Annotated in this window: 22 protein-coding genes; 13 read left to right on the top strand and 9 right to left on the bottom strand. The window is 60.5% G+C overall.

Going from position 1 to position 19,928, the window contains the following annotated elements; all coding sequences use genetic code 11:
- Window positions 1-24: 24 nt before the first annotated feature.
- The 6 genes from J3P81_RS20755 to J3P81_RS20730 all read right to left on the bottom strand — a co-directional run bounded on the left by J3P81_RS20755 (window position 25) and on the right by J3P81_RS20730 (window position 5,055).
- Window positions 25-1,521, bottom strand: a complete 1,497-nt coding sequence (locus J3P81_RS20755; RefSeq protein ID WP_434560635.1) for an RNA polymerase factor sigma-54 — start codon at window positions 1,519-1,521, stop codon at window positions 25-27.
- 195 nt (window positions 1,522-1,716) lie between these two features.
- Window positions 1,717-2,442: an LPS export ABC transporter ATP-binding protein gene (lptB, locus tag J3P81_RS20750; protein WP_047228667.1), complete on the bottom strand. Its 726-nt coding sequence runs from the start codon at window positions 2,440-2,442 to the stop codon at window positions 1,717-1,719.
- A complete protein-coding gene (gene lptA, locus J3P81_RS20745) occupies window positions 2,442-2,990 on the bottom strand; it encodes a lipopolysaccharide transport periplasmic protein LptA (RefSeq protein WP_420765517.1) in 549 nt (182 codons plus the stop codon). Before lptA ends, lptB begins: the two co-directional genes overlap by 1 nt.
- Window positions 2,977-3,549: an LPS export ABC transporter periplasmic protein LptC gene (gene lptC / locus J3P81_RS20740; RefSeq protein ID WP_434560633.1), complete on the bottom strand. Its 573-nt coding sequence runs from the start codon at window positions 3,547-3,549 to the stop codon at window positions 2,977-2,979. The genes lptA and lptC overlap by 14 nt, the downstream gene beginning before the upstream one ends.
- A 7-nt stretch (window positions 3,550-3,556) precedes the next feature.
- Window positions 3,557-4,081: a KdsC family phosphatase gene (locus J3P81_RS20735; protein ID WP_039592232.1), complete on the bottom strand. Its 525-nt coding sequence runs from the start codon at window positions 4,079-4,081 to the stop codon at window positions 3,557-3,559.
- On the bottom strand, window positions 4,081-5,055 hold the full coding sequence (locus tag J3P81_RS20730; RefSeq protein WP_420765515.1) for a KpsF/GutQ family sugar-phosphate isomerase: 975 nt from the start codon (window positions 5,053-5,055) through the stop codon (window positions 4,081-4,083). The genes J3P81_RS20735 and J3P81_RS20730 overlap by 1 nt, the downstream gene beginning before the upstream one ends.
- Before the next feature lie 272 nt (window positions 5,056-5,327).
- Here J3P81_RS20730 and J3P81_RS20725 point away from each other — a divergent pair, with 272 nt between their 5' ends.
- From J3P81_RS20725 to hisC, 10 genes are all read left to right on the top strand, one after another.
- A complete protein-coding gene (locus J3P81_RS20725; RefSeq protein ID WP_420765514.1) occupies window positions 5,328-6,137 on the top strand; it encodes an ATP-binding cassette domain-containing protein in 810 nt (269 codons plus the stop codon).
- Window positions 6,137-6,934: a lipid asymmetry maintenance ABC transporter permease subunit MlaE gene (mlaE, locus tag J3P81_RS20720; RefSeq protein ID WP_420765513.1), complete on the top strand. Its 798-nt coding sequence runs from the start codon at window positions 6,137-6,139 to the stop codon at window positions 6,932-6,934. The genes J3P81_RS20725 and mlaE overlap by 1 nt, the downstream gene beginning before the upstream one ends.
- On the top strand, window positions 6,934-7,401 hold the full coding sequence (mlaD, locus tag J3P81_RS20715; protein ID WP_420765512.1) for an outer membrane lipid asymmetry maintenance protein MlaD: 468 nt from the start codon (window positions 6,934-6,936) through the stop codon (window positions 7,399-7,401). The genes mlaE and mlaD overlap by 1 nt, the downstream gene beginning before the upstream one ends.
- 11 nt (window positions 7,402-7,412) lie before the next feature.
- Window positions 7,413-8,066, top strand: coding sequence for an MlaC/ttg2D family ABC transporter substrate-binding protein (locus tag J3P81_RS20710; protein WP_420765511.1), 654 nt, complete (start codon window positions 7,413-7,415; stop codon window positions 8,064-8,066).
- An 8-nt stretch (window positions 8,067-8,074) separates the two neighbouring features.
- Window positions 8,075-8,380 (top strand): STAS domain-containing protein, encoded by a 306-nt coding sequence (locus J3P81_RS20705; protein ID WP_434560631.1) that lies wholly within the window; start codon window positions 8,075-8,077, stop codon window positions 8,378-8,380.
- Window positions 8,381-8,494: 114 nt separating this feature from the next.
- On the top strand, window positions 8,495-8,734 hold the full coding sequence (locus tag J3P81_RS20700) for a BolA family protein (protein WP_434560629.1): 240 nt from the start codon (window positions 8,495-8,497) through the stop codon (window positions 8,732-8,734).
- A 22-nt stretch (window positions 8,735-8,756) separates the two neighbouring features.
- Window positions 8,757-10,022: a UDP-N-acetylglucosamine 1-carboxyvinyltransferase gene (gene murA / locus J3P81_RS20695; RefSeq protein ID WP_144922830.1), complete on the top strand. Its 1,266-nt coding sequence runs from the start codon at window positions 8,757-8,759 to the stop codon at window positions 10,020-10,022.
- Between the two features lie 127 nt (window positions 10,023-10,149).
- Window positions 10,150-10,785 carry an ATP phosphoribosyltransferase gene (gene hisG / locus J3P81_RS20690; RefSeq protein ID WP_047699553.1) on the top strand — a complete coding sequence of 212 codons (636 nt, stop codon included), beginning with the start codon at window positions 10,150-10,152 and terminating at the stop codon, window positions 10,783-10,785.
- A 123-nt stretch (window positions 10,786-10,908) separates the two neighbouring features.
- Complete coding sequence (hisD, locus tag J3P81_RS20685) at window positions 10,909-12,234, top strand: histidinol dehydrogenase (RefSeq protein ID WP_434560627.1); 1,326 nt, start codon at window positions 10,909-10,911, stop codon at window positions 12,232-12,234.
- Window position 12,235: 1 nt separating this feature from the next.
- Window positions 12,236-13,288: a histidinol-phosphate transaminase gene (gene hisC / locus J3P81_RS20680; RefSeq protein ID WP_434560625.1), complete on the top strand. Its 1,053-nt coding sequence runs from the start codon at window positions 12,236-12,238 to the stop codon at window positions 13,286-13,288.
- Between the two features lie 204 nt (window positions 13,289-13,492).
- Here hisC and J3P81_RS20675 read toward each other — a convergent pair whose 3' ends face one another.
- The 3 genes from J3P81_RS20675 to algW form a co-directional block, all read right to left on the bottom strand.
- Window positions 13,493-14,212 carry a DUF4198 domain-containing protein gene (locus J3P81_RS20675; protein WP_434560623.1) on the bottom strand — a complete coding sequence of 240 codons (720 nt, stop codon included), beginning with the start codon at window positions 14,210-14,212 and terminating at the stop codon, window positions 13,493-13,495.
- Between the two features lie 120 nt (window positions 14,213-14,332).
- Window positions 14,333-14,605 (bottom strand): hypothetical protein, encoded by a 273-nt coding sequence (locus tag J3P81_RS20670; protein ID WP_434564176.1) that lies wholly within the window; start codon window positions 14,603-14,605, stop codon window positions 14,333-14,335.
- Window positions 14,606-14,763: 158 nt separating this feature from the next.
- On the bottom strand, window positions 14,764-15,924 hold the full coding sequence (algW, locus tag J3P81_RS20665) for a Do family serine endopeptidase AlgW (protein ID WP_420765507.1): 1,161 nt from the start codon (window positions 15,922-15,924) through the stop codon (window positions 14,764-14,766).
- Between the two features lie 104 nt (window positions 15,925-16,028).
- Here algW and J3P81_RS20660 point away from each other — a divergent pair, with 104 nt between their 5' ends.
- From J3P81_RS20660 to cysN, 3 genes are all read left to right on the top strand, one after another.
- The gene (locus J3P81_RS20660) at window positions 16,029-16,787 is read left to right on the top strand and encodes a Nif3-like dinuclear metal center hexameric protein (RefSeq protein WP_434560621.1); all 759 of its coding nucleotides are present in this window, start codon (window positions 16,029-16,031) and stop codon (window positions 16,785-16,787) included.
- A gap of 207 nt (window positions 16,788-16,994) precedes the next feature.
- Entirely contained in the window at window positions 16,995-17,912 is a 918-nt protein-coding gene (gene cysD, locus J3P81_RS20655; RefSeq protein ID WP_030139871.1) for a sulfate adenylyltransferase subunit CysD, read from the top strand.
- Between the two features lie 9 nt (window positions 17,913-17,921).
- Window positions 17,922-19,820: a sulfate adenylyltransferase subunit CysN gene (gene cysN, locus J3P81_RS20650; protein WP_420765505.1), complete on the top strand. Its 1,899-nt coding sequence runs from the start codon at window positions 17,922-17,924 to the stop codon at window positions 19,818-19,820.
- Window positions 19,821-19,928 lie beyond the last annotated feature (108 nt).

Raw genomic sequence — 19,928 nt, 5'->3', positions numbered from 1 at the left:
ACTGGAACGCTGTGGCGTGGCCTGTTACATCAACCGCTTGCGTTCGCTCGAAGGTGCGATCCCCAGGGATTCGCGGTATTTGGCGACGGTACGGCGGGCCACCTGAATGCCTTGTGCCTCCAGTAAACCAGCGATCTTGCTGTCACTCAACGGCTTTTTCTGATTTTCCGCAGCGACCAGTTTTTTGATGATCGCGCGGATGGCCGTGGACGAGCATTCGCCGCCTTCGGAGGTGCTGACGTGGCTGGAGAAAAAGTATTTCAATTCATAGATACCCCGAGGGGTATGCATGAATTTCTGGGTGGTCACCCGTGAAATCGTCGATTCGTGCATGCCCACCGCCTCGGCAATGTCATGCAGGACCAATGGCTTCATCGCTTCGTCGCCATATTCCAGGAAGCCGCGCTGATGCTCGACGATCTGGGTGGCGACTTTCATCAGGGTTTCGTTGCGGCTCTGCAGGCTCTTGATGAACCAGCGCGCTTCCTGCAACTGGTTGCGCATGAAGGTGTTGTCGGCGCTGGTGTCGGCGCGTTTGACGAAACCCGCGTACTGGGCGTTGACGCGCAGCTTGGGCATCGACTCCTGGTTGAGCTCCACCAGCCAGCGATCGTTGTGCTTGCGCACGATTACGTCGGGGACGACGTATTCGGGCTCGGTGGATTCGATCTGTGAGCCAGGACGCGGGTTGAGGCTTTGCACCAGCTCGATGACCTGGCGCAGTTCATCTTCCTTGAGCTTCATGCGACGCATCAGTTGGCTGTAGTCGCGTCCGCCCAAAAGGTCGATGTAATCGGTCACCAGGCGCTTGGCTTCGGCCAGCCACGGGGTTTTGGCGGGCAATTGGCGCAGCTGCAGCAACAGGCATTCGCCCAGGTTGCGAGCACCGATGCCGGCGGGTTCGAACTGCTGGATGCGATGCAAGACGGCTTCGATCTCGTCCAGCTCGATGTCGAGCTCGGGGTCGAAGGCTTCGAGGATTTCTTCCAGCGTCTCGTCCAGGTAACCCTGGTTGTTGATGCAATCGATCAGGGTCACGGCGATCAGGCGATCGGTATCGGACATCGGCGCCAGGTTCAATTGCCAGAGCAGATGACTCTGCAAGCTCTCGCCGGCGGACGTGCGGGTAGTGAAATCCCATTCGTCGTCATCGCCGCTCGGCAGGCTGCTGGCGCTGGTCTGATAGACGTCTTCCCAAGCCGTGTCCACGGGCAGGTCGTTGGGAATGCGCTCGTTCCATTCGCCATCCTCAAGGTTGTCCACCGTGGGGGCGGCTTCCTGTTGGTAGGTTGGTTCCTGGATTTCCGGGGTGGTTTTCTGCTCGACATTGTCGGCCAGTGGATCGGTGTTGTCGAAGTCGTCGCCCTCTTCCTGGCGTTCGAGCATCGGATTGGATTCCAGGGCCTCTTGGATTTCCTGTTGCAGGTCCAGGGTCGACAATTGGAGCAGGCGGATGGCCTGTTGCAGCTGCGGTGTCATCGTCAGCTGCTGGCCCATTCTCAAGACTAGCGATGGTTTCATGGCAGGGGCTTAACACCTTATTTGCCGGCGCACATGCGCCATCCACTACAGGGCGCCGGAGCGCCAAACTTAAGCAAATTATATGCCTGAAACTGAAGTGTTTGCCTAGGGGGCGTCTTCAATTAATTGAGAGTGCCCCACGGGTCGTCATCGGACATTCGGCGCCACCCAGGCCTTCGCCTGAGGCTTCGTGGCTTAAAGGCGGAACTCGTGGCCCAGATACACTTCCTTGACCAGCTCGTTGGCCAGGATGGTGGCCGAGTCGCCCTCGGCGATCAACTGGCCGTCGTTGACGATATAGGCGGTCTCGCAGATGTCCAGTGTCTCGCGCACGTTGTGGTCGGTGATCAGCACGCCGATCCCCTTGGCCTTGAGATGATGGATGATCTGCTTGATGTCGCCCACCGAAATCGGGTCTACGCCGGCGAAGGGTTCGTCGAGCAGAATGAATTTCGGCGCGGTAGCCAGGGCGCGGGCAATTTCCACGCGACGACGTTCGCCGCCGGACAGGCTCATGCCCAGGTTGTCGCGAATGTGGCTGATATGGAATTCCTGCAGCAGGCTCTCCAATTCCTGGCGGCGGCCGGCCTTGTCGAGCTCCTTGCGGGTCTCGAGGATGGCCATGATGTTGTCGGCCACCGACAGTTTACGGAAGATCGACGCTTCTTGCGGCAGATAACCGATACCGGCCTTCGCCCGGCCGTGCATCGGCTGGTGGCTGACATCCAGGTCGTCGATAAGTACGCGGCCCTGGTCGGCCTGAACCAGCCCGACGATCATGTAGAAACAGGTTGTCTTGCCCGCGCCGTTGGGGCCGAGCAAGCCAACGATCTGGCCGCTGTCGATGGACAGGCTGACATCGCGCACAACCTGGCGGCTCTTGTAGCTCTTGGCCAGGTGCTGGGCTTTCAGAGTTGCCATTACTGCGCCTTCTGCTCGTCGGTTTTCTTTTTCGGCTGGATCACCATGTCGATCCGCGGACGCTGTTCGGTCACCTTGCTGCCAGTGGCACGGCCGGCGCTGGCCAGCTTCTTGACCGTGTCGTAGACGATCTTCTCGCCTTGGGTCACGTTGTTGTCCTTGTCGACGACCTTGGCGCGGTCGATCAATACAACGCGGTCCTGGGCGGCGTGATACTGGATGGTGACCCCGTAACCCTGCACAGGCTTGGTGTCGCCTGCGGTCTGCAACTGTTCGAAGTACGCCAGGTTGCCCACGGATGTGACTACGTCGATATCGCCGGACTGGGTGCGGGTGATGGTGACGGTATTGCCGGTCACCTTCATCGAGCCCTGGGTAATGATCACGTCACCCTTATAGGTGGCGACACCGTTCTTGTCGTCCAGTTGCGCGTCGTCGGCCTGGATGCGGATAGGCTGGTCGCGGTCGTTGGGAAGGGCCCAGGCGCTCGCGCTTCCCAGTGCAGCGCCCAGACTGAGCAAAATAGGGAGGGTTTTAGCGAGCTTCATACTGTCCTCTTACTTTCGATAGCAGGTGTATCCTGCTTTCCTTCAAATACGCCTTCATTCCCACGCCGGTCGACACGCCGCCAGCGCCGTCGATTCTAACGGGTTGCTCGGTCTGCGCATATTCTCGCTGCGGGAAGACCGTCATGCGACTGCTGGTGATGATGGTCGTACGGTTCTTTTCATCGGTCCGGGCGATGCGCACCGAGTCGATCAGTTCGACTTCGGTGCCGCCGGGATTGACCTCGGCCCGTTCGCTCTGCACGTGCCATGGAAATTCGGTACCCCGGAACATGTTCAGGTCCGGTTTGGTCACCAGCGTGACGTCGCTGGCCTTTACATGATCGACCTTTTCGGCCGTCATCTCGTACTGCACCTTTCCGTCCGGCAGGTATTGCAGGGTATGCGTATTGGTCGCATACCAGTCGATGTCATTTTCCTCGACCTTGGCCGCGGGTTGGTCAAGGAAGCGTTCCGGGCTGATGTTCCAATAGCCCACCGCAGCGAAAATCGCGGCGATGCAGCTGAACACCAGAATGGTGCGAATCTTCTTGCTTAGCATAAATGGCTCACAAGTATGCGGCGTTGGCCGCTTCGAGGTGGCCCTGGGCACGCAGGATCAGTTCACAGAATTCACGGGCTGCACCTTCGCCGCCCCTTGCCGTGGTGACGCCATGGGCGTGCTCGCGCACGAACGCCGCTGCGTTGGCCACTGCCATGCCCAGGCCGACCCGACGGATGACCGGCAGGTCCGGCAGATCGTCGCCCAGGTAGGCGACCTGTTCATAGCTTAGATTGAGTTGGCCAAGGAGCTCGTCCAGAACCACCAGTTTGTCTTCGCGGCCCTGGTAAAGGTGGGGGATGCCCAGGTTCTTCGCCCGCCGTTCGACCACCGGGGTCTTGCGGCCGCTGATGATGGCCGTTTGCACGCCCGAGGCCATCAGCATCTTGATGCCTTGGCCGTCGAGTGTGTTGAAGGTCTTGAATTCGCTGCCGTCTTCGAGGAAATAAAGGCGGCCGTCGGTGAGTACACCGTCGACGTCGAATACGGCGAGCTTGATGGTCTTGCCCCGTTGCAGCAGGTCGGTCGTCATTACATTACTCCAGCACGCAGCAGGTCGGACAGGTTGAAGGCGCCGATCGGGCGGTCTTCGTCATCCACTACCACCAGTGCGTTTATCCTGTGGTCTTCCATGATTTTAAGGGCTTCGGCGGCCAGCATGTCGGCGCGGGCGGTCTTGCCGTGCAGCGTCATGACTTCGTCGATGGTTGCGTTGCGAATGTCGATCGCGCGGTCGAGGGTGCGGCGCAGGTCGCCGTCTGTGAAAATCCCGGCGAGCTTGCCGTCGGCTTCGAGGATCACGGTCATGCCCAGGCCCTTGCGGGTCATTTCCATCAGCGCATCTTTGAGCAGCGTGCCGCGTTGCACCTGCGGCAGCTCTTCTCCGGCGTGCATCACGTTTTCGACTTTCAGCAACAGGCGACGGCCCAGCGCGCCACCGGGATGGGAAAAGGCGAAATCCTCGGCCGTGAAGCCCCGGGCTTCCAGCAGGGCCACGGCCAGGGCATCGCCCATGACCAGTGCCGCGGTGGTGGAGGAGGTCGGGGCCAGGTTCAGCGGGCAGGCTTCGTGCTCGACATGGACATTGAGGTTCACCTCGGCGGCCTTGGCCAACGGGGAGTCCGGGTTGCCGGTGATGCTGATCATCTGGATGCCCAGGCGCTTGATCAGCGGCAGCAACGTGAGGATTTCATTGGTCGAGCCGGAGTTGGACAGGGCCAGGATGACGTCGTCCCGGGTAATCATGCCCATGTCGCCGTGGCTGGCTTCGGCCGGGTGGACAAAAAATGCCGTCGTGCCCGTGCTCGCCAGGGTGGCGGCGATCTTGTTGCCGATGTGGCCGGACTTACCCATGCCGACCACGACCACGCGGCCCTTGCTGGCCAGAATCATCTCGCAGGCACGTACGAAATCAGCGTCGATGTGGGCCAGTAAGCCTTGTACGGCTTCGAGCTCGAGGCGGATGGTACGTTGTGCCGATTGAATCAGGTCGCTGGATTGGCTCATGTCAGATCGTATAGCCCGATGAAAAGGCGGCGATTATAGCGGTAATGAACGATTCCCTCACGTTAGTTCGTCACGCTTTGTTCGAACGGTTGCAAGGCTGGACATAAAATGTGGTGTTTTACCTTAAGCCAGGCTTAACGGGCGGGGGGTTGGCCTTGGGCGCCTGACGCTTGCAGTGATATAGTTCGCCGCCGGTTCGTGTGCCCGGCGGTACCGGCATTTGTCGGCTGGCCTGGGCATACGGATATGAGGCTGCATCGCAAGGAGTTTAGATGAGTGCCGACAACGCCTACGCGGTCGAGCTGAAGGGACTGTCCTTCAAGCGAGGGACGCGCAGCATTTTCAATGACATCGATATTCGCATCCCGCGCGGCAAGGTGACCGGCATCATGGGGCCTTCCGGGTGCGGAAAGACCACGCTGCTGCGGCTGATGGGGGCACAACTGCGCCCTAGCGCCGGCGAAGTCTGGGTCAATGGCCAGAACCTTCCAAAGTTGTCGCGCAGCGATCTGTTCGATGCGCGCAAGCATATGGGGGTGCTGTTCCAGAGCGGCGCGCTGTTTACCGACCTCGATGTGTTCGAGAACGTGGCGTTTCCCCTGCGGGTCCATACCGAACTGCCGGACGAAATGATCCGCGACATCGTTTTGCTCAAGCTGCAGGCCGTCGGGCTGCGCGGGGCCCTGGATTTGATGCCGGATGAACTGTCCGGTGGCATGAAGCGTCGCGTGGCGTTGGCGCGGGCCATCGCCCTCGATCCAAAAATCCTCATGTACGACGAGCCCTTTGTTGGCCAGGACCCCATTGCCATGGGCGTGCTCGTGCGGTTGATCCGCCTGCTCAATGACGCCCTGGGCATCACCAGCATCGTGGTGTCCCACGACCTGGCCGAAACCGCGAGCATCGCCGACTACATCTATGTCGTTGGCGATGGCCAGGTGCTGGGGCAGGGTACGCCCAAGGAATTGAAGGATTCGGACAACCCACGCATTCGCCAATTCATGAAAGGTGACCCGGACGGTCCGGTGGCGTTTCATTTTCCGGCCACGGATTACCGTACCGATCTGCTGGGGAAGCGCTGATGCGCAAGAAATCATTAATAGAAAGAATTCGCCTGTTCGGCCGTTCCGGCATCGACGTGCTGGCCGTGCTGGGGCGTTCCACGCTGTTCCTGATGCACGCACTGCTCGGACGCAATTCGACCGGAGGCGGTTTTGGCCTGCTGGTCAAGCAATTGCATTCGGTGGGGGTGATGTCCCTGGTGATCATCGTCGTCTCGGGCATCTTCATTGGCATGGTACTGGCGCTCCAGGGCTTCAGCATCCTGTCCAGTTATGGATCGGAGCAAGCGGTCGGGCAAATGGTCGCGCTGACTTTGTTGCGCGAGCTCGGGCCCGTGGTGACGGCGCTGCTGTTCGCTGGGCGTGCCGGGTCGGCGTTGACCGCTGAAATCGGCAACATGAAGTCCACCGAGCAGTTGTCCAGCCTGGAAATGATTGGTGTCGATCCGCTCAAGTACATCATTGCCCCGCGCCTGTGGGCCGGCTTCATCTCGCTGCCGGTGCTGGCGATGATCTTCAGTGTCGTGGGGATCTGGGGAGGCTCCTGGGTGGCCGTCGATTGGCTGGGGGTCTATGAAGGTTCCTACTGGTCCAACATGCAGAACAGCGTCGACTTTCTCGACGATGTGCTCAACGGTGTGATCAAGAGTGCCGTATTCGCTTTCGTGGTCACCTGGATCGCCGTGTTCCAAGGTTATGACTGTGAGCCCACGTCAGAGGGGATCAGCCGTGCCACAACCAAGACCGTGGTCTATGCCTCGTTGGCCGTCCTGGGCCTTGACTTTATTCTGACCGCCTTGATGTTTGGAGATTTCTGATGCAAAACCGCACCCTGGAAATCGGTGTCGGCCTTTTCTTGCTGGCTGGCATCCTGGCTTTGCTGCTGCTGGCCCTGCGAGTCAGTGGACTGGCGCCGACCGCGAGCACCGATACTTATAAACTTTATGCTTATTTTGACAATATCGCCGGTTTGACGGTCAGAGCCAAGGTAACCATGGCCGGTGTCACCATCGGCAAGGTCACGGCAATCGATCTGGACCGCGACAGTTTCACCGGTCGGGTGACGCTGCAACTGGAAAAGCGGGTGGATAACCTGCCGACTGACTCCACTGCATCGATTCTCACGGCTGGGCTGTTGGGCGAGAAATACATCGGTATCAGCGTGGGTGGGGAAGATGCCTTGCTCAAGGACGGTGGGACCATCCACGATACACAGTCGTCCCTGGTGCTCGAGGACCTGATCGGTAAATTCCTGCTCAATACCGTGAACAAAGACGCCAAATGAGGAGCTATTGAATGATCTCTATCCTGCGACGCAGCCTGCTGGTCTTGCTGGCGGCCCTGCCGCTGATGGGCAATGCCGTGGCGGCGCCTTCGGCGCACGACATCATCAAGACCACCACGGATCAACTTCTGGCGGATCTCTCTGCCAATAAGGAAAAGTACAAGCAGGACCCGGGTGCGTTCTATGAATCCCTGAACCGTATCGTCGGGCCGGTCGTGGATGCCGATGGCATTTCCAAGAGCATCATGACCGTCAAATACTCGCGCAAGGCTACGCCCGAGCAGATGACCCGCTTTCAGGAAAACTTCAAGCGCAGCCTGTTCCAGTTCTATGGCAACGCCTTGCTCGAGTACAACAACCAGGGCATCACGGTCGATCCGGCCAAGGATGAGTCAGGTGATCGCACCAGCGTCGGCATGACGGTCAAGGGCAATAACGGCGCCGTATATCCGGTGTCCTACACGCTCGAGAAAATCAGCGGCGAGTGGAAAGTACGCAACGTGATCATCAACGGCATCAACATCGGCAAGTTGTTCCGCGATCAGTTCGCCGATGCGATGCAGCGCAACGGCAACGACCTGAACAAGACCATCGACGGTTGGGCGGGTGAAGTCGCCAAGGCGAAGGAAGTTGCCGAAGATGCCCAAGAGAAGCAGCAACAATGAATGCGTCGGTGAGTGAGTCGGCCGTTCGCCTGGGCGAGTCTGGCGAGTTGCTGCTCAGTGGCGTGCTGGATTACCGCACCGGCCCGGGTTTGCGCAAGCAGGGCCAGGCGTTGATCCAATCCGCCAAGGCCGCCGAGTTGGTCATTGACTGCTCGGCGGTGGAGAAGTCCAGCAGCGTCGGTCTGTCCCTCCTGCTGTGCTTCATGCGCGACGCCAAGGCCGCCGGCAAGACGTGGAGCATCCGTGGGATGCCTGAGGACATGCGCGAAATAGCCCAGGTCAGCGAATTGACCGAGCTGTTGGAGCACCCCTGATTCACAACTTCGTAAAAGCCCCCCGTCAGAGTCCTGCTTCGCGGGGTTCGCAGGCGCGGGGCTTTTTTGTATGATGTGCGACCCGTGCGCACAGGGCGCCGATTGAGGTTGAGCATGCAGGCTGTAGAAGTGAAGAGCTTCCTTGAAGGAAAGCTGCTTGGTACGCAGGTGGAAGTTGAAGGCGAAGGCTGCAATTTCCAGCTGAACGTGATCAGCGATGAACTGGCGGCGTTGAGCCCGGTGAAGCGTCAGCAGAGCATCTATGCCCATTTGAACCCATGGATCGCCGATGGCAGCATCCACGCGGTCACTATGAAATTTTTCAGCCGCGCGGCCTGGGCCGAGCGCACCTGAGCCCAAGGGCGTCGAGATTCTTATGGATAAATTGATTATTACCGGCGGCGTTCGCCTCGATGGCGAAATCCGTATTTCCGGAGCAAAGAACTCCGCGCTGCCGATCCTGGCCGCGACGCTGCTGTGCGATGGCCCTGTGACCGTGGCCAACCTGCCGCACCTGCACGACATCACCACGATGATCGAGCTGTTCGGCCGCATGGGCATCGAACCTGTGATCGACGAGAAACTCGCCGTCGAAATCGACCCACGTACCATCAAGACCCTGGTCGCGCCGTACGAACTGGTCAAGACCATGCGTGCCTCGATCCTGGTGCTCGGCCCGATGGTCGCCCGTTTCGGTGAAGCCGAAGTGGCGCTCCCTGGCGGTTGCGCCATCGGTTCGCGTCCAGTGGACCTGCACATCCGTGGCCTGGAGGCCATGGGCGCGGTGATCGATGTCGAGGGCGGCTACATCAAGGCCAAGGCCCCTGAAGGCGGCCTGCGTGGCGCGCATTTCTTCTTCGACACCGTCAGCGTGACCGGGACCGAGAACATCATGATGGCCGCCGCATTGGCCAAGGGCCGCAGCGTGCTGCAAAACGCCGCTCGCGAGCCCGAGGTGGTGGACCTGGCGAACTTCCTGATCGCCATGGGCGCCAAGATCAGCGGCGCTGGCACCGACACCATCACCATCGATGGCGTCGAGCGCCTGCACTCGGCCACTTACAAAGTGATGCCGGACCGTATTGAAACGGGCACCTACCTGGTTGCCGCCGCCGTCACCGGTGGCCGCGTCAAGGTCAAGGACACCGATCCGACCATCCTTGAAGCTGTGCTGGAAAAACTCAAGGAAGCTGGCGCCGAAGTCACCTGCGGCGAAGACTGGATCGAAGTGAACATGCACGGCAAGCGGCCGAAAGCCGTCAACGTGCGGACCGCTCCCTACCCAGCGTTCCCGACCGACATGCAGGCGCAGTTCATCTCCCTCAACGCCATTGCCGAAGGCACGGGCGCGGTGATCGAGACGATCTTCGAAAACCGCTTCATGCACGTCTATGAGCTGCACCGCATGGGCGCCAAGATCCAGGTCGAAGGCAACACCGCCATCGTCACCGGCGCCGAGAAACTCAAGGGCGCGCCGGTCATGGCAACCGACCTGCGGGCCTCGGCCAGCCTGGTGATCTCGGCCCTGATCGCCGAGGGCGATACCTTGATCGACCGCATCTACCACATCGACCGTGGCTACGAGTGCATCGAAGAGAAACTGCAGATGCTCGGCGCCAAGATCCGTCGCGTGCCGGGCTAGTTCCGGCTGCATGGCACAAGGATGTGCCAGGATTTCGTTTCAAAATCGAGGGTGGTTGCGCCCTCGATGTATGTCCGGCGCCGCTTGCGACCGGGCATGAGTACCTTGATTAGGACTGACGTTTCCCATGTTGACCATCGCACTGTCCAAGGGCCGCATCCTTGACGACACCCTGCCGCTTCTGGCTGAAGCGGGCATTGTGCCGACCGAGAATCCGGACAAGAGCCGCAAGCTGATCATCCCCACGACCCAGGCCGACGTGCGCTTGTTGATCGTGCGCGCCACCGATGTGCCGACGTACGTGGAGCATGGCGCCGCCGACCTGGGCGTTGCCGGCAAGGACGTACTGATGGAATACGGCGGCCAGGGTTTGTACGAGCCGCTGGACCTGCGCATCGCTCGCTGCAAGCTGATGACCGCTGGCAAGGTCGGCGCGCCCGAGCCCAAAGGGCGCCTGCGGGTCGCGACCAAGTTCGTCAACGTTGCCAAGCGCTACTACGCCGAACAAGGCCGCCAGGTCGACATCATCAAACTCTACGGCTCGATGGAGCTGGCGCCGTTGATCGGCCTGGCGGACAAGATCATCGACGTGGTCGACACGGGCAACACCCTGCGCGCCAACGGCCTGGAACCCCAGGATTTCATCGCCGACATCACCTCCCGGCTGATCGTCAACAAGGCTTCGATGAAAATGCAGCACGCCCGTATCCAGGCTTTGATCGATACCCTGCGCAAGGCAGTGGAATCGCGACACCGCGGCTGATTCACCTGCGCGACCTTGAGTCGCGCCCGTCTATCCGCGTCATAGCCAATTTTCTCAGGTGCCCCCGCGAATGGACTGGTAGCTTAGGGCGCCTGAGCATTTGCCATTAATGAGGCCCTCGCTATGACCGCTCCCACCTCGATTCGCCGACTCAACGCTGCCGACCCGGATTTCGCACATCATCTGGATCATCTGCTGAGCTGGGAGAGTGTGTCCGACGACTCGGTCAACCAGCGGGTGCTGGGCATCATCAAGGCCGTGCGCGAGCGTGGCGACGATGCCTTGGTGGAATTCACACAGAAGTTCGACGGCCTGCAAGTGGCGTCGATGGCCGACCTGATCCTGCCGCGCGAGCGTCTGGAACTGGCTTTGACCCGAATCACCGTGGCCCAGCGCGAAGCCTTGGAAAAAGCCGCGTCCCGGGTACGCAGTTATCACGAGCGGCAGAAACAGGATTCGTGGAGTTACACCGAGGCCGACGGCACGGTGCTGGGCCAGAAGGTCACGCCGCTGGACCGCGCCGGCTTGTACGTGCCGGGTGGCAAAGCGTCCTATCCGTCCTCAGTGCTGATGAACGCGATCCCGGCCAAGGTCGCCGGCGTGACTGAAGTGGTCATGGTTGTCCCGACCCCGCGCGGCGAAATCAACGAACTGGTGCTGGCTGCCGCCTGCATTGCCGGCGTGGACCGGGTGTTCACCATCGGCGGTGCCCAGGCCGTGGCCGCGTTGGCCTATGGCACGCAAAGCGTGCCGCGGGTCGACAAGGTGGTCGGTCCGGGCAACATCTATGTCGCCACTGCCAAGCGCCACGTGTTTGGTCAGGTCGGCATCGACATGATTGCTGGCCCTTCGGAAATCCTCGTGGTGTGCGACGGTCAGACCGATCCGGACTGGATCGCCATGGACCTGTTTTCCCAGGCCGAGCATGACGAAGATGCCCAGGCCATCCTTGTCAGCCCGGACACCGAATTTCTCGACAAAGTGGCCGCCAGCATCGACAAGTTGCTGCCGACCATGGACCGCGCCGAGATCATCAACACCTCCATCAATGGCCGTGGTGCCCTGATCAAGGTCGATGACATGGAACAGGCCATCGAAGTCGCCAACCGCATCGCGCCGGAGCACTTGGAACTGTCGGTTGCCGATCCCCAGGCTTGGCTGCCGAAGATCCGCCATGCCGGCGCGATCTTCATGGGCCGTCACACCTCCGAGGCGCTGGGCGACTATTGCGCCGGACCGAACCATGTACTGCCGACCTCCGGCACCGCGCGCTTCTCGTCGCCGCTGGGGGTTTATGACTTCCAGAAACGCTCCTCGATCATTTTCTGCTCGGAGCAGGGCGCGTCCGAACTGGGCAAGACCGCGTCGGTGCTGGCCCGTGGCGAATCGCTGAGCGCTCACGCCCGCAGCGCCGAATACCGCATCAAAGACGAACAGAAGGGGAACTGAAATGAGTAGATTCTGGAGCCCGTTCGTCAAGGACCTGGTGCCGTATGTGCCAGGCGAACAGCCGAAGCTGACCCGCCTGGTCAAGCTCAACACCAACGAGAATCCCTATGGCCCATCGCCCAAGGCCCTCGCGGCGATGCAGACCGAACTCAATGACAACCTGCGCCTGTATCCGGACCCCAATAGCGATTTGCTGAAAAGCGCCGTCGCCCGGTATTACGGTGTGCAAACCAACCAAGTGTTCCTGGGTAACGGTTCGGACGAGGTGCTGGCGCACATCTTCCACGGTCTGCTTCAGCACAACCAACCGGTGTTGTTCCCGGACATCAGCTACAGCTTCTACCCGGTCTATTGCGGGCTGTACGGCATCGAGTTCGACGCGGTGCCGCTGGATGAACAGTTCCGGATCGACCCGACGGATTACGCCAAGCCGAACGGCGGGATCATCTTCCCCAACCCGAACGCGCCGACCGGCTGCCTGCTGGCGCTTGACGCGGTCGAGCAGATCCTCAAGGGCAGCCCGGATTCGGTGGTGGTCGTCGACGAGGCTTACATCGACTTTGGTGGCGAAACGGCCATCAGCCTGGTGGATCGGTATCCGAACCTGCTGGTCACGCAGACGCTGTCCAAGTCTCGCTCGTTGGCGGGATTGCGAGTGGGCCTGGCGGTGGGGCATCCGGATCTGATCGAAGCGTTGGAGCGGATCAAGAACAGCTTCAACTCCTATCCGTTGGATCGTCTGGCAAATGTCGGTGGCGCGGCGGCGTTCGACGATCGCGAGTATTTCGACCGAACCTGCCGGTTGGTGCTCGAGCACCGCGAGTGGGTGGTGGCCAAACTGGAGGCCAGGGGCTTTGAAGTGCTGCCATCGGCGGCCAATTTCATTTTCGCTCGTCACCCCCGGTACGACGCAGCGGGGTTGGCGGCGAAACTGCGTGAGCAGGGCGTGATCGTGCGGCACTTCAAGCAGGAGCGCATCGCGCAGTTCCTGCGGATCAGCATCGGTACGCCGGAGCAGAACCAGGCGCTGATCGACGGCCTAGGCGAGCTCTAAAGCCCTGCATGGATCCTGTGGGAGCGGGCTTGCTCGCGAAGGCTGTGTGTCAGTTAACGCCTGGATGACTGACCCAACGCCATCGCGAGCAAGCTCGCTCCCACATTGATTTCAGGGCGTCCTAACGATCAGCGACACTGAAATCCTTTGTGGGAGCGAGCTTGCTCGCGATAGTGGCCAGATCAGCTCCCACAATTTCAGCGCTTACTCGTGATGCGGCTCGCCAAGGAACGTCAGCGACGTAAACACGCCGCGCGTCGCGACATCCTTATTGTCCTTGAGTGGGATTTCCATCTGCGCGGCAATGACATTCAACCCTTCATTACGTACCGGTACCTTGGCCCGTCCCTCGGCGTCGGTTTGCGTGGTGATAGTACCTGGCGCGCTGCGATAGTCGCCTACCAGTTTCACGCCAGCGGCAGGTTTGCCATCGATCAGCACTCGCACCGGCAAAGGCTGGCCGGGGCCGACGGTCAGTGGGTCGACTTCCGGTACGATGACGAACTTGATCTGATCCAGTTTCGGCAGCTTCGCTCCCGGCTCATAGATCGCCAGGCTGTACTTGAAGGTCTGGGTCGATTCGATCGCCCCGGGGACCTTGCTGCGGCCTTCGTTGATCCACTTCTTGTCGGCGGTCTGTGACCACATGCCGTTGTCCAGGGCGACGGCCAGCACGGCCGGCGGCTTGAGGGGTTGCAGGCGAGCGTGGTCCGGCAGGCGCTCCACGGTGACGGGGATCATGTTGCCGCCCAGGTCGTAGGCCCAGGCGCCACTGATTTTCTTCGCCTTGAAGGCGTTGTCCTCGGCGCCGTGACCGTAGATCACTTCGATGTTGCCGCGTCGCTGTTCTGTCCACAGGCCATGGGCCGAAGCCTGGGTGGCCAGGAGCAGGCCGAGCAGGGTGAAGGTCTTGGGGTATTTCATGCTGACTTCCTTATAGATCGAGGGTGAGGCTGACAGTGAAGTTGCGTGGATCACCGGGCGTGACCCAGTAATTGCTGTAGGAGCGTTCGTAGTATTTTTCGTCGAAAATGTTGTTCAGGTTCAGGCCCCGAGGTCGAACATCCCCCGTCCTTCAAGTTGAGTAATGCTGTCGTGCCAATTGTTGTCTCGCTCGCGGTAACGACGGTTCACCGTGTGGCCGTCGGCATTCAACGGGCGCGCTTCGGAAGCGAATCCCCAGAGTTCACCCTGCTTGTAATGGCTGGCCAGGTGCATGGCGTCCAGTTCCAGGGGCTGGATTTCTTTGGCAAAAGCCGGATCGCCGAGCAACCCCAGGGTGAGGCTGGCAACGGAAATCCGTTTCAGAGATGACATGTTATGTTGTTCCAATTTTTAGCATTGAAACAATATAACACTACTAATGAGAATTTATGCTATCTGTAATTTCAGGTGTGGTTGTGGTCGCTGGATATCGAGAAGATGTGGCGAGGGGATAAATCCCCTCGCCAAGTAATCTCGCCAAAGTGGCGTGCTTACTGTTCTTCTTTAAGCACCACCGGCGCGGGTGGCGGGCGCAGGCCAATCTCAGCCGTGAGCTTGAGTTCCTTGCCGTTGCGCATGACCTGAATCGTGACCTTGTCGGTGGGTTTGATCCGCGCCACCTGGTTCATCGAGCGCCGGCCATCGCCGGCCGGTTCGCCGTCGATGCTCAGGATGACATCACCCAATTGCAGGCCTGCCTTCTGCGCCGGACCGTCGCGGAAGATGCCCGCCACCACGATGCCGGGTCGCCCGGACAAGCCGAACGACTCCGCCAGTTCCTGGGTCAGCGGTTGGACCTCGATGCCCAGCCAGCCACGAATCACCTGGCCGTGTTCGATGATGGACTTCATTACCTCCATGGCCAGCTTCACCGGAATGGCAAAACCGATGCCCTGGCTGCCACCGGATTTGGAAAAGATCGCCGTGTTGATCCCGGTGAGATTGCCGTTGGCATCCACCAGGGCGCCACCGGAGTTGCCAGGGTTGATGGCAGCGTCTGTCTGAATGAAGTCTTCGTAGTTGTTCAGGCCCAGTTGGTTTCGGCCGGTGGCGCTGATGATGCCCATGGTCACGGTCTGGCCAACGCCGAACGGGTTGCCGATTGCCAGGGTCACGTCGCCGATGCGGATGCTGTCGGAACGGCCGATGGTGATCGCGGGGAGGTTCTTCAGATCGATCTTCAGTACCGCGAGGTCGGTTTCCGGATCGCTGCCGATCACCCGGGCCAGGGTTTCACGGCCGTCCTTGAGTGCTACCACGATCTGGTCGGCACCGCTGGTGACGTGGTTGTTGGTCAGGATATAACCTTCCGGGCTCATGATCACACCCGAGCCCAGGCTCGACTCCATGCGCTTCTGCTTGGGCGAGTTGTCGCCGAAAAAACGCCGGAATTGCGGGTCTTCAAACAGCGGGTGGTTGGGCTTGTTGATGACTTTGGTGGTGTACAGGTTCACCACCGCCGGCGCCGCCAGGGTGACCGCGTCGGCATAGGACACCGGCCCCTGCTGCGGCGCCTTGGCTTGGGGCGCTTGTTGCAGGTTGACGTCGAGGCTTGGCAGCCCGACCCATTCCGGGTAGCGCTGGATAATCAATAAAGCGACAAGCACGCCGGCCAACAGCGGCCAGCCGGAAAAACGCAGCGCCTTGAACATTAAGCACGTCCTACAAAGGTTGCAGGCGGGATGGGACCGCCCATAATGTCGCGCATTATACGAGGCCGCGCGCGCCTCTGGACGGGATATTTAGGAGTCTTTTCATGGCCGTCGCCCTGAACACCCTGGTAGAAGAAGCGGACCGTTACCTGGCAAGCAGCCGGATCGCCGATTATTGCCCCAACGGCTTGCAGGTCGAAGGCGCCCCGCAGGTGATGCGTATCGTCAGCGGCGTGACGGCCAGCCAGGCGTTGCTCGATGCTGCCGTGGAGGCCGAGGCCGACCTGGTCCTGGTGCATCACGGCTATTTCTGGAAGGGCGAGAATCCCTGCATCACCGGGATGAAGCAGCGGCGCCTGAGAACCTTGCTCAAGCACGATATCAGCCTGCTGGCCTATCACTTGCCCCTGGACTTGCATGCCGAAGTCGGCAACAACGTACAACTTGCCCGACAACTGGACATCACCGTCGAAGGGCCGCTGGATCCGGATAATCCAAAGATCGTCGGCCTCGTGGGTTCTCTGTCCGAACCGATGACGCCTCGGGATTTCGCCCGCAAGGTCCAGGAAGTCATGGGCCGCGAGCCGTTGCTGATAGAAGGGGAACAGATGATCCGCCGAGTCGGCTGGTGTACCGGTGGCGGCCAGGGATACATCGACCAGGCGGTACTGGCCGGCGTCGATCTGTACCTCAGTGGCGAGGCGTCCGAGCAGACCTTCCACAGCGCGCGGGAAAACGGCATCAGCTTCATCGCCGCCGGGCATCATGCGACCGAGCGCTACGGCGTCCAGGCGCTGGGCGACTACCTGGCGCGGCGTTTTGCGCTGGAACACATCTTCATCGACTGCCCGAATCCGATCTGACTGCCTATAAACGCTGTGGGCGCTTATCCCTGTGGGAGCGAGCTTGCTCGCCCCTACAGAAAAGCAAATGCGAGGCCCGAACCACCGGGCATATCCATATGCTGTTTCGATCTAGTTGGCGCCCTGATTAGAAGAGGTCGCTGTGCTAGGATTCCCCGCTCGAACACGGCCCGCTGGCCGTTCATAAGAAAGCTTTCGTGAGTAGCCATGGTCGACAAACTGACGCATCTGAAACAGCTGGAGGCGGAAAGCATCCACATCATCCGCGAGGTGGCCGCCGAGTTCGATAACCCGGTGATGCTGTACTCCATCGGTAAAGACTCCGCCGTGATGCTGCACCTGGCACGCAAGGCGTTCTTCCCCGGCAAGCTGCCGTTTCCGGTGATGCACGTCGACACCCGGTGGAAATTCCAGGAAATGTACAAGTTCCGCGACCGCATGGTCGAAGAACTCGGCTTGGACCTGATCACCCATATCAACCCGGACGGCGTGGCGCAGAACATCAACCCGTTTACCCACGGCAGCGCCAAGCACACCGACATCATGAAGACCGAGGGCCTGAAACAGGCGCTCGACAAGCATGGTTTCGACGCAGCCTTCGGTGGCGCCCGTCGTGATGAAGAGAAGTCCCGCGCCAAGGAGCGCGTCTACTCGTTCCGCGACAGCAAGCACCGCTGGGACCCGAAGAACCAGCGCCCGGAGCTGTGGAACGTCTACAACGGCAAGGTCAACAAAGGCGAGTCGATCCGCGTCTTCCCATTGTCGAACTGGACCGAGCTGGACATCTGGCAGTACATCTACCTCGAAGGCATCCCGATCGTGCCGCTGTACTTCGCCGCCGAGCGTGAAGTGATCGAGAAGAACGGCACGCTGATCATGATCGATGACGAGCGCATCCTCGAGCACCTGTCCGACGAAGACAAAGCCCGAATCGTCAAGAAGAAAGTACGTTTCCGTACCCTTGGCTGCTACCCGTTGACGGGCGCGGTGGAGTCCGAGGCCGAGAGCCTGACGGACATCATCCAGGAAATGCTCCTGACGCGAACTTCCGAGCGCCAGGGCCGGGTCATCGACCACGATGGCGCAGGCTCGATGGAAGATAAAAAACGTCAGGGTTATTTCTAAGGGGTTGTCATGTCGCACGCATCTGATTTGATCAGCGAGGACATCCTCGCCTACCTGGGCCAGCACGAGCGTAAAGAGCTGCTGCGCTTTTTGACCTGCGGTAACGTCGATGACGGCAAGAGCACCCTGATCGGGCGCCTGCTGCACGACTCCAAGATGATCTATGAAGATCACCTGGAAGCCATTACCCGTGATTCGAAGAAAGTCGGCACCACCGGTGACGATATCGACCTGGCGTTGCTGGTCGATGGTCTGCAGGCCGAGCGCGAGCAAGGCATCACCATTGATGTCGCCTACCGCTATTTCTCCACCGCCAAGCGCAAATTCATCATCGCCGACACCCCCGGCCATGAGCAGTACACCCGCAACATGGCCACCGGTGCTTCCACCTGTGACCTGGCGATCATCCTGGTAGATGCCCGCTACGGCGTGCAGACCCAGACCCGTCGCCACAGCTTCATCGCCTCGTTGCTAGGCATCAAGCACATCGTCGTGGCCATCAACAAGATGGACCTCAAGGACTTCGACCAGGGCGTGTTCGAGTCGATCAAGGCCGACTACCTCAAGTTCGCCGAAGGCTTGAAGATGAAGCCCACCAGCATGCACTTCGTGCCGATGTCGGCCCTCAAGGGCGACAACGTGGTGAACAAGTCCGAGCGCTCGCCGTGGTACACCGGCCAGTCGCTGATGGAAATCCTCGAGACCGTGGAAGTGGCGGGCGATCGCAACTTCACCGACCTGCGTTTCCCGGTGCAGTACGTCAACCGTCCGAACCTGAACTTCCGCGGTTTCGCCGGCACCCTCGCCAGCGGCATCGTGCACAAGGGCGACGAAGTGGTGGTGCTGCCTTCCGGCAAGAGCAGCCGCGTGAAATCCATCGTCACCTTCGAAGGCGAGCTGGAGCACGCCGGCCCGGGTCAGGCTGTCACGCTGACCATGGAAGACGAGATTGATATCTCCCGTGGCGACCTGCTGGTGCATGCCGACAATGTCCCGCCGGTCACCGACAGCTTCGAAGCGATGCTGGTGTGGATGGCCGAGGAGCCGATGCTCCCGGGCAAGAAATATGACATCAAGCGCGCCACGAGCTACGTGCCCGGTTCGATTGCCAGCATCGTCAACAAAGTCGATGTGAACACCCTCGAGGAAGGTCCGGCCAGCGCGTTGCAACTCAACGAAATCGGCAAGGTGAAGATCGCCCTGGATGCGCCGATCGCCTTGGACGGTTACGAGAGCAACCGCACCACTGGCGCGTTCATCGTCATCGACCGTCTGACCAACGGCACCGTGGGCGCGGGCATGATCGTGGCCCAGCCGCTGGCCCACGGCAGCAGCACGCACCACGGCAAACTGGCCCATGTGTCGGTGGAAGAACGTACCCAGCGCTTCGGCCAGCAGCCGGCCACGGTGCTGTTCAGCGGCCTGTCGGGCGCGGGCAAGAGCACGTTGGCCTATGCGGTGGAGCGCAAGCTGTTCGACATGGGCCGTGCGGTGTTTGTACTCGATGGCCAGAACCTGCGCCACGACCTGAACAAGGGGCTGCCGCAAGACCGTGCCGGACGTACCGAGAACTGGCGTCGCGCGGCTCACGTCGCCCGTCAGTTCAACGAAGCCGGCCTGCTGACCCTGGCTGCGTTCGTCGCGCCGAGTGCCGAAGGCCGTGAACAGGCCAAGGACTTGATCGGCCGCGAGCGCCTGGTGACCGTCTACGTCCAGGCCTCGCCAACGGTATGTGCCCAGCGTGATCCACAAGGGCTGTACGCGGCTGCCGGCGATAACATTCCGGGCGAGTCGTTCCCATACGACGTGCCGCTGGATGCCGACCTGGTGATCGACACCCAGTCGCTGACGTTGGAAGAAAGCGTCAAGCAAGTGCTGGATCTGCTGCGCAAGCGTGGCGCGATCTAAGGGAAACAGCTGCAAGCGGCAAGTAAAAGCCCGCCGATGAGTGATCATCGGCGGGCTTTTTTGTTGTCTGGAGGGACGCCATCGCGAGCAAGCTCGCTCCCACAGGTA

Origin of the sequence: Pseudomonas sp. R1-6, from assembly GCF_051132115.1 — a bacterium.
Classification (GTDB): Bacteria; Pseudomonadota; Gammaproteobacteria; order Pseudomonadales; family Pseudomonadaceae; genus Aquipseudomonas.
This window is presented reverse-complemented; position numbering and strand designations above follow the sequence as displayed.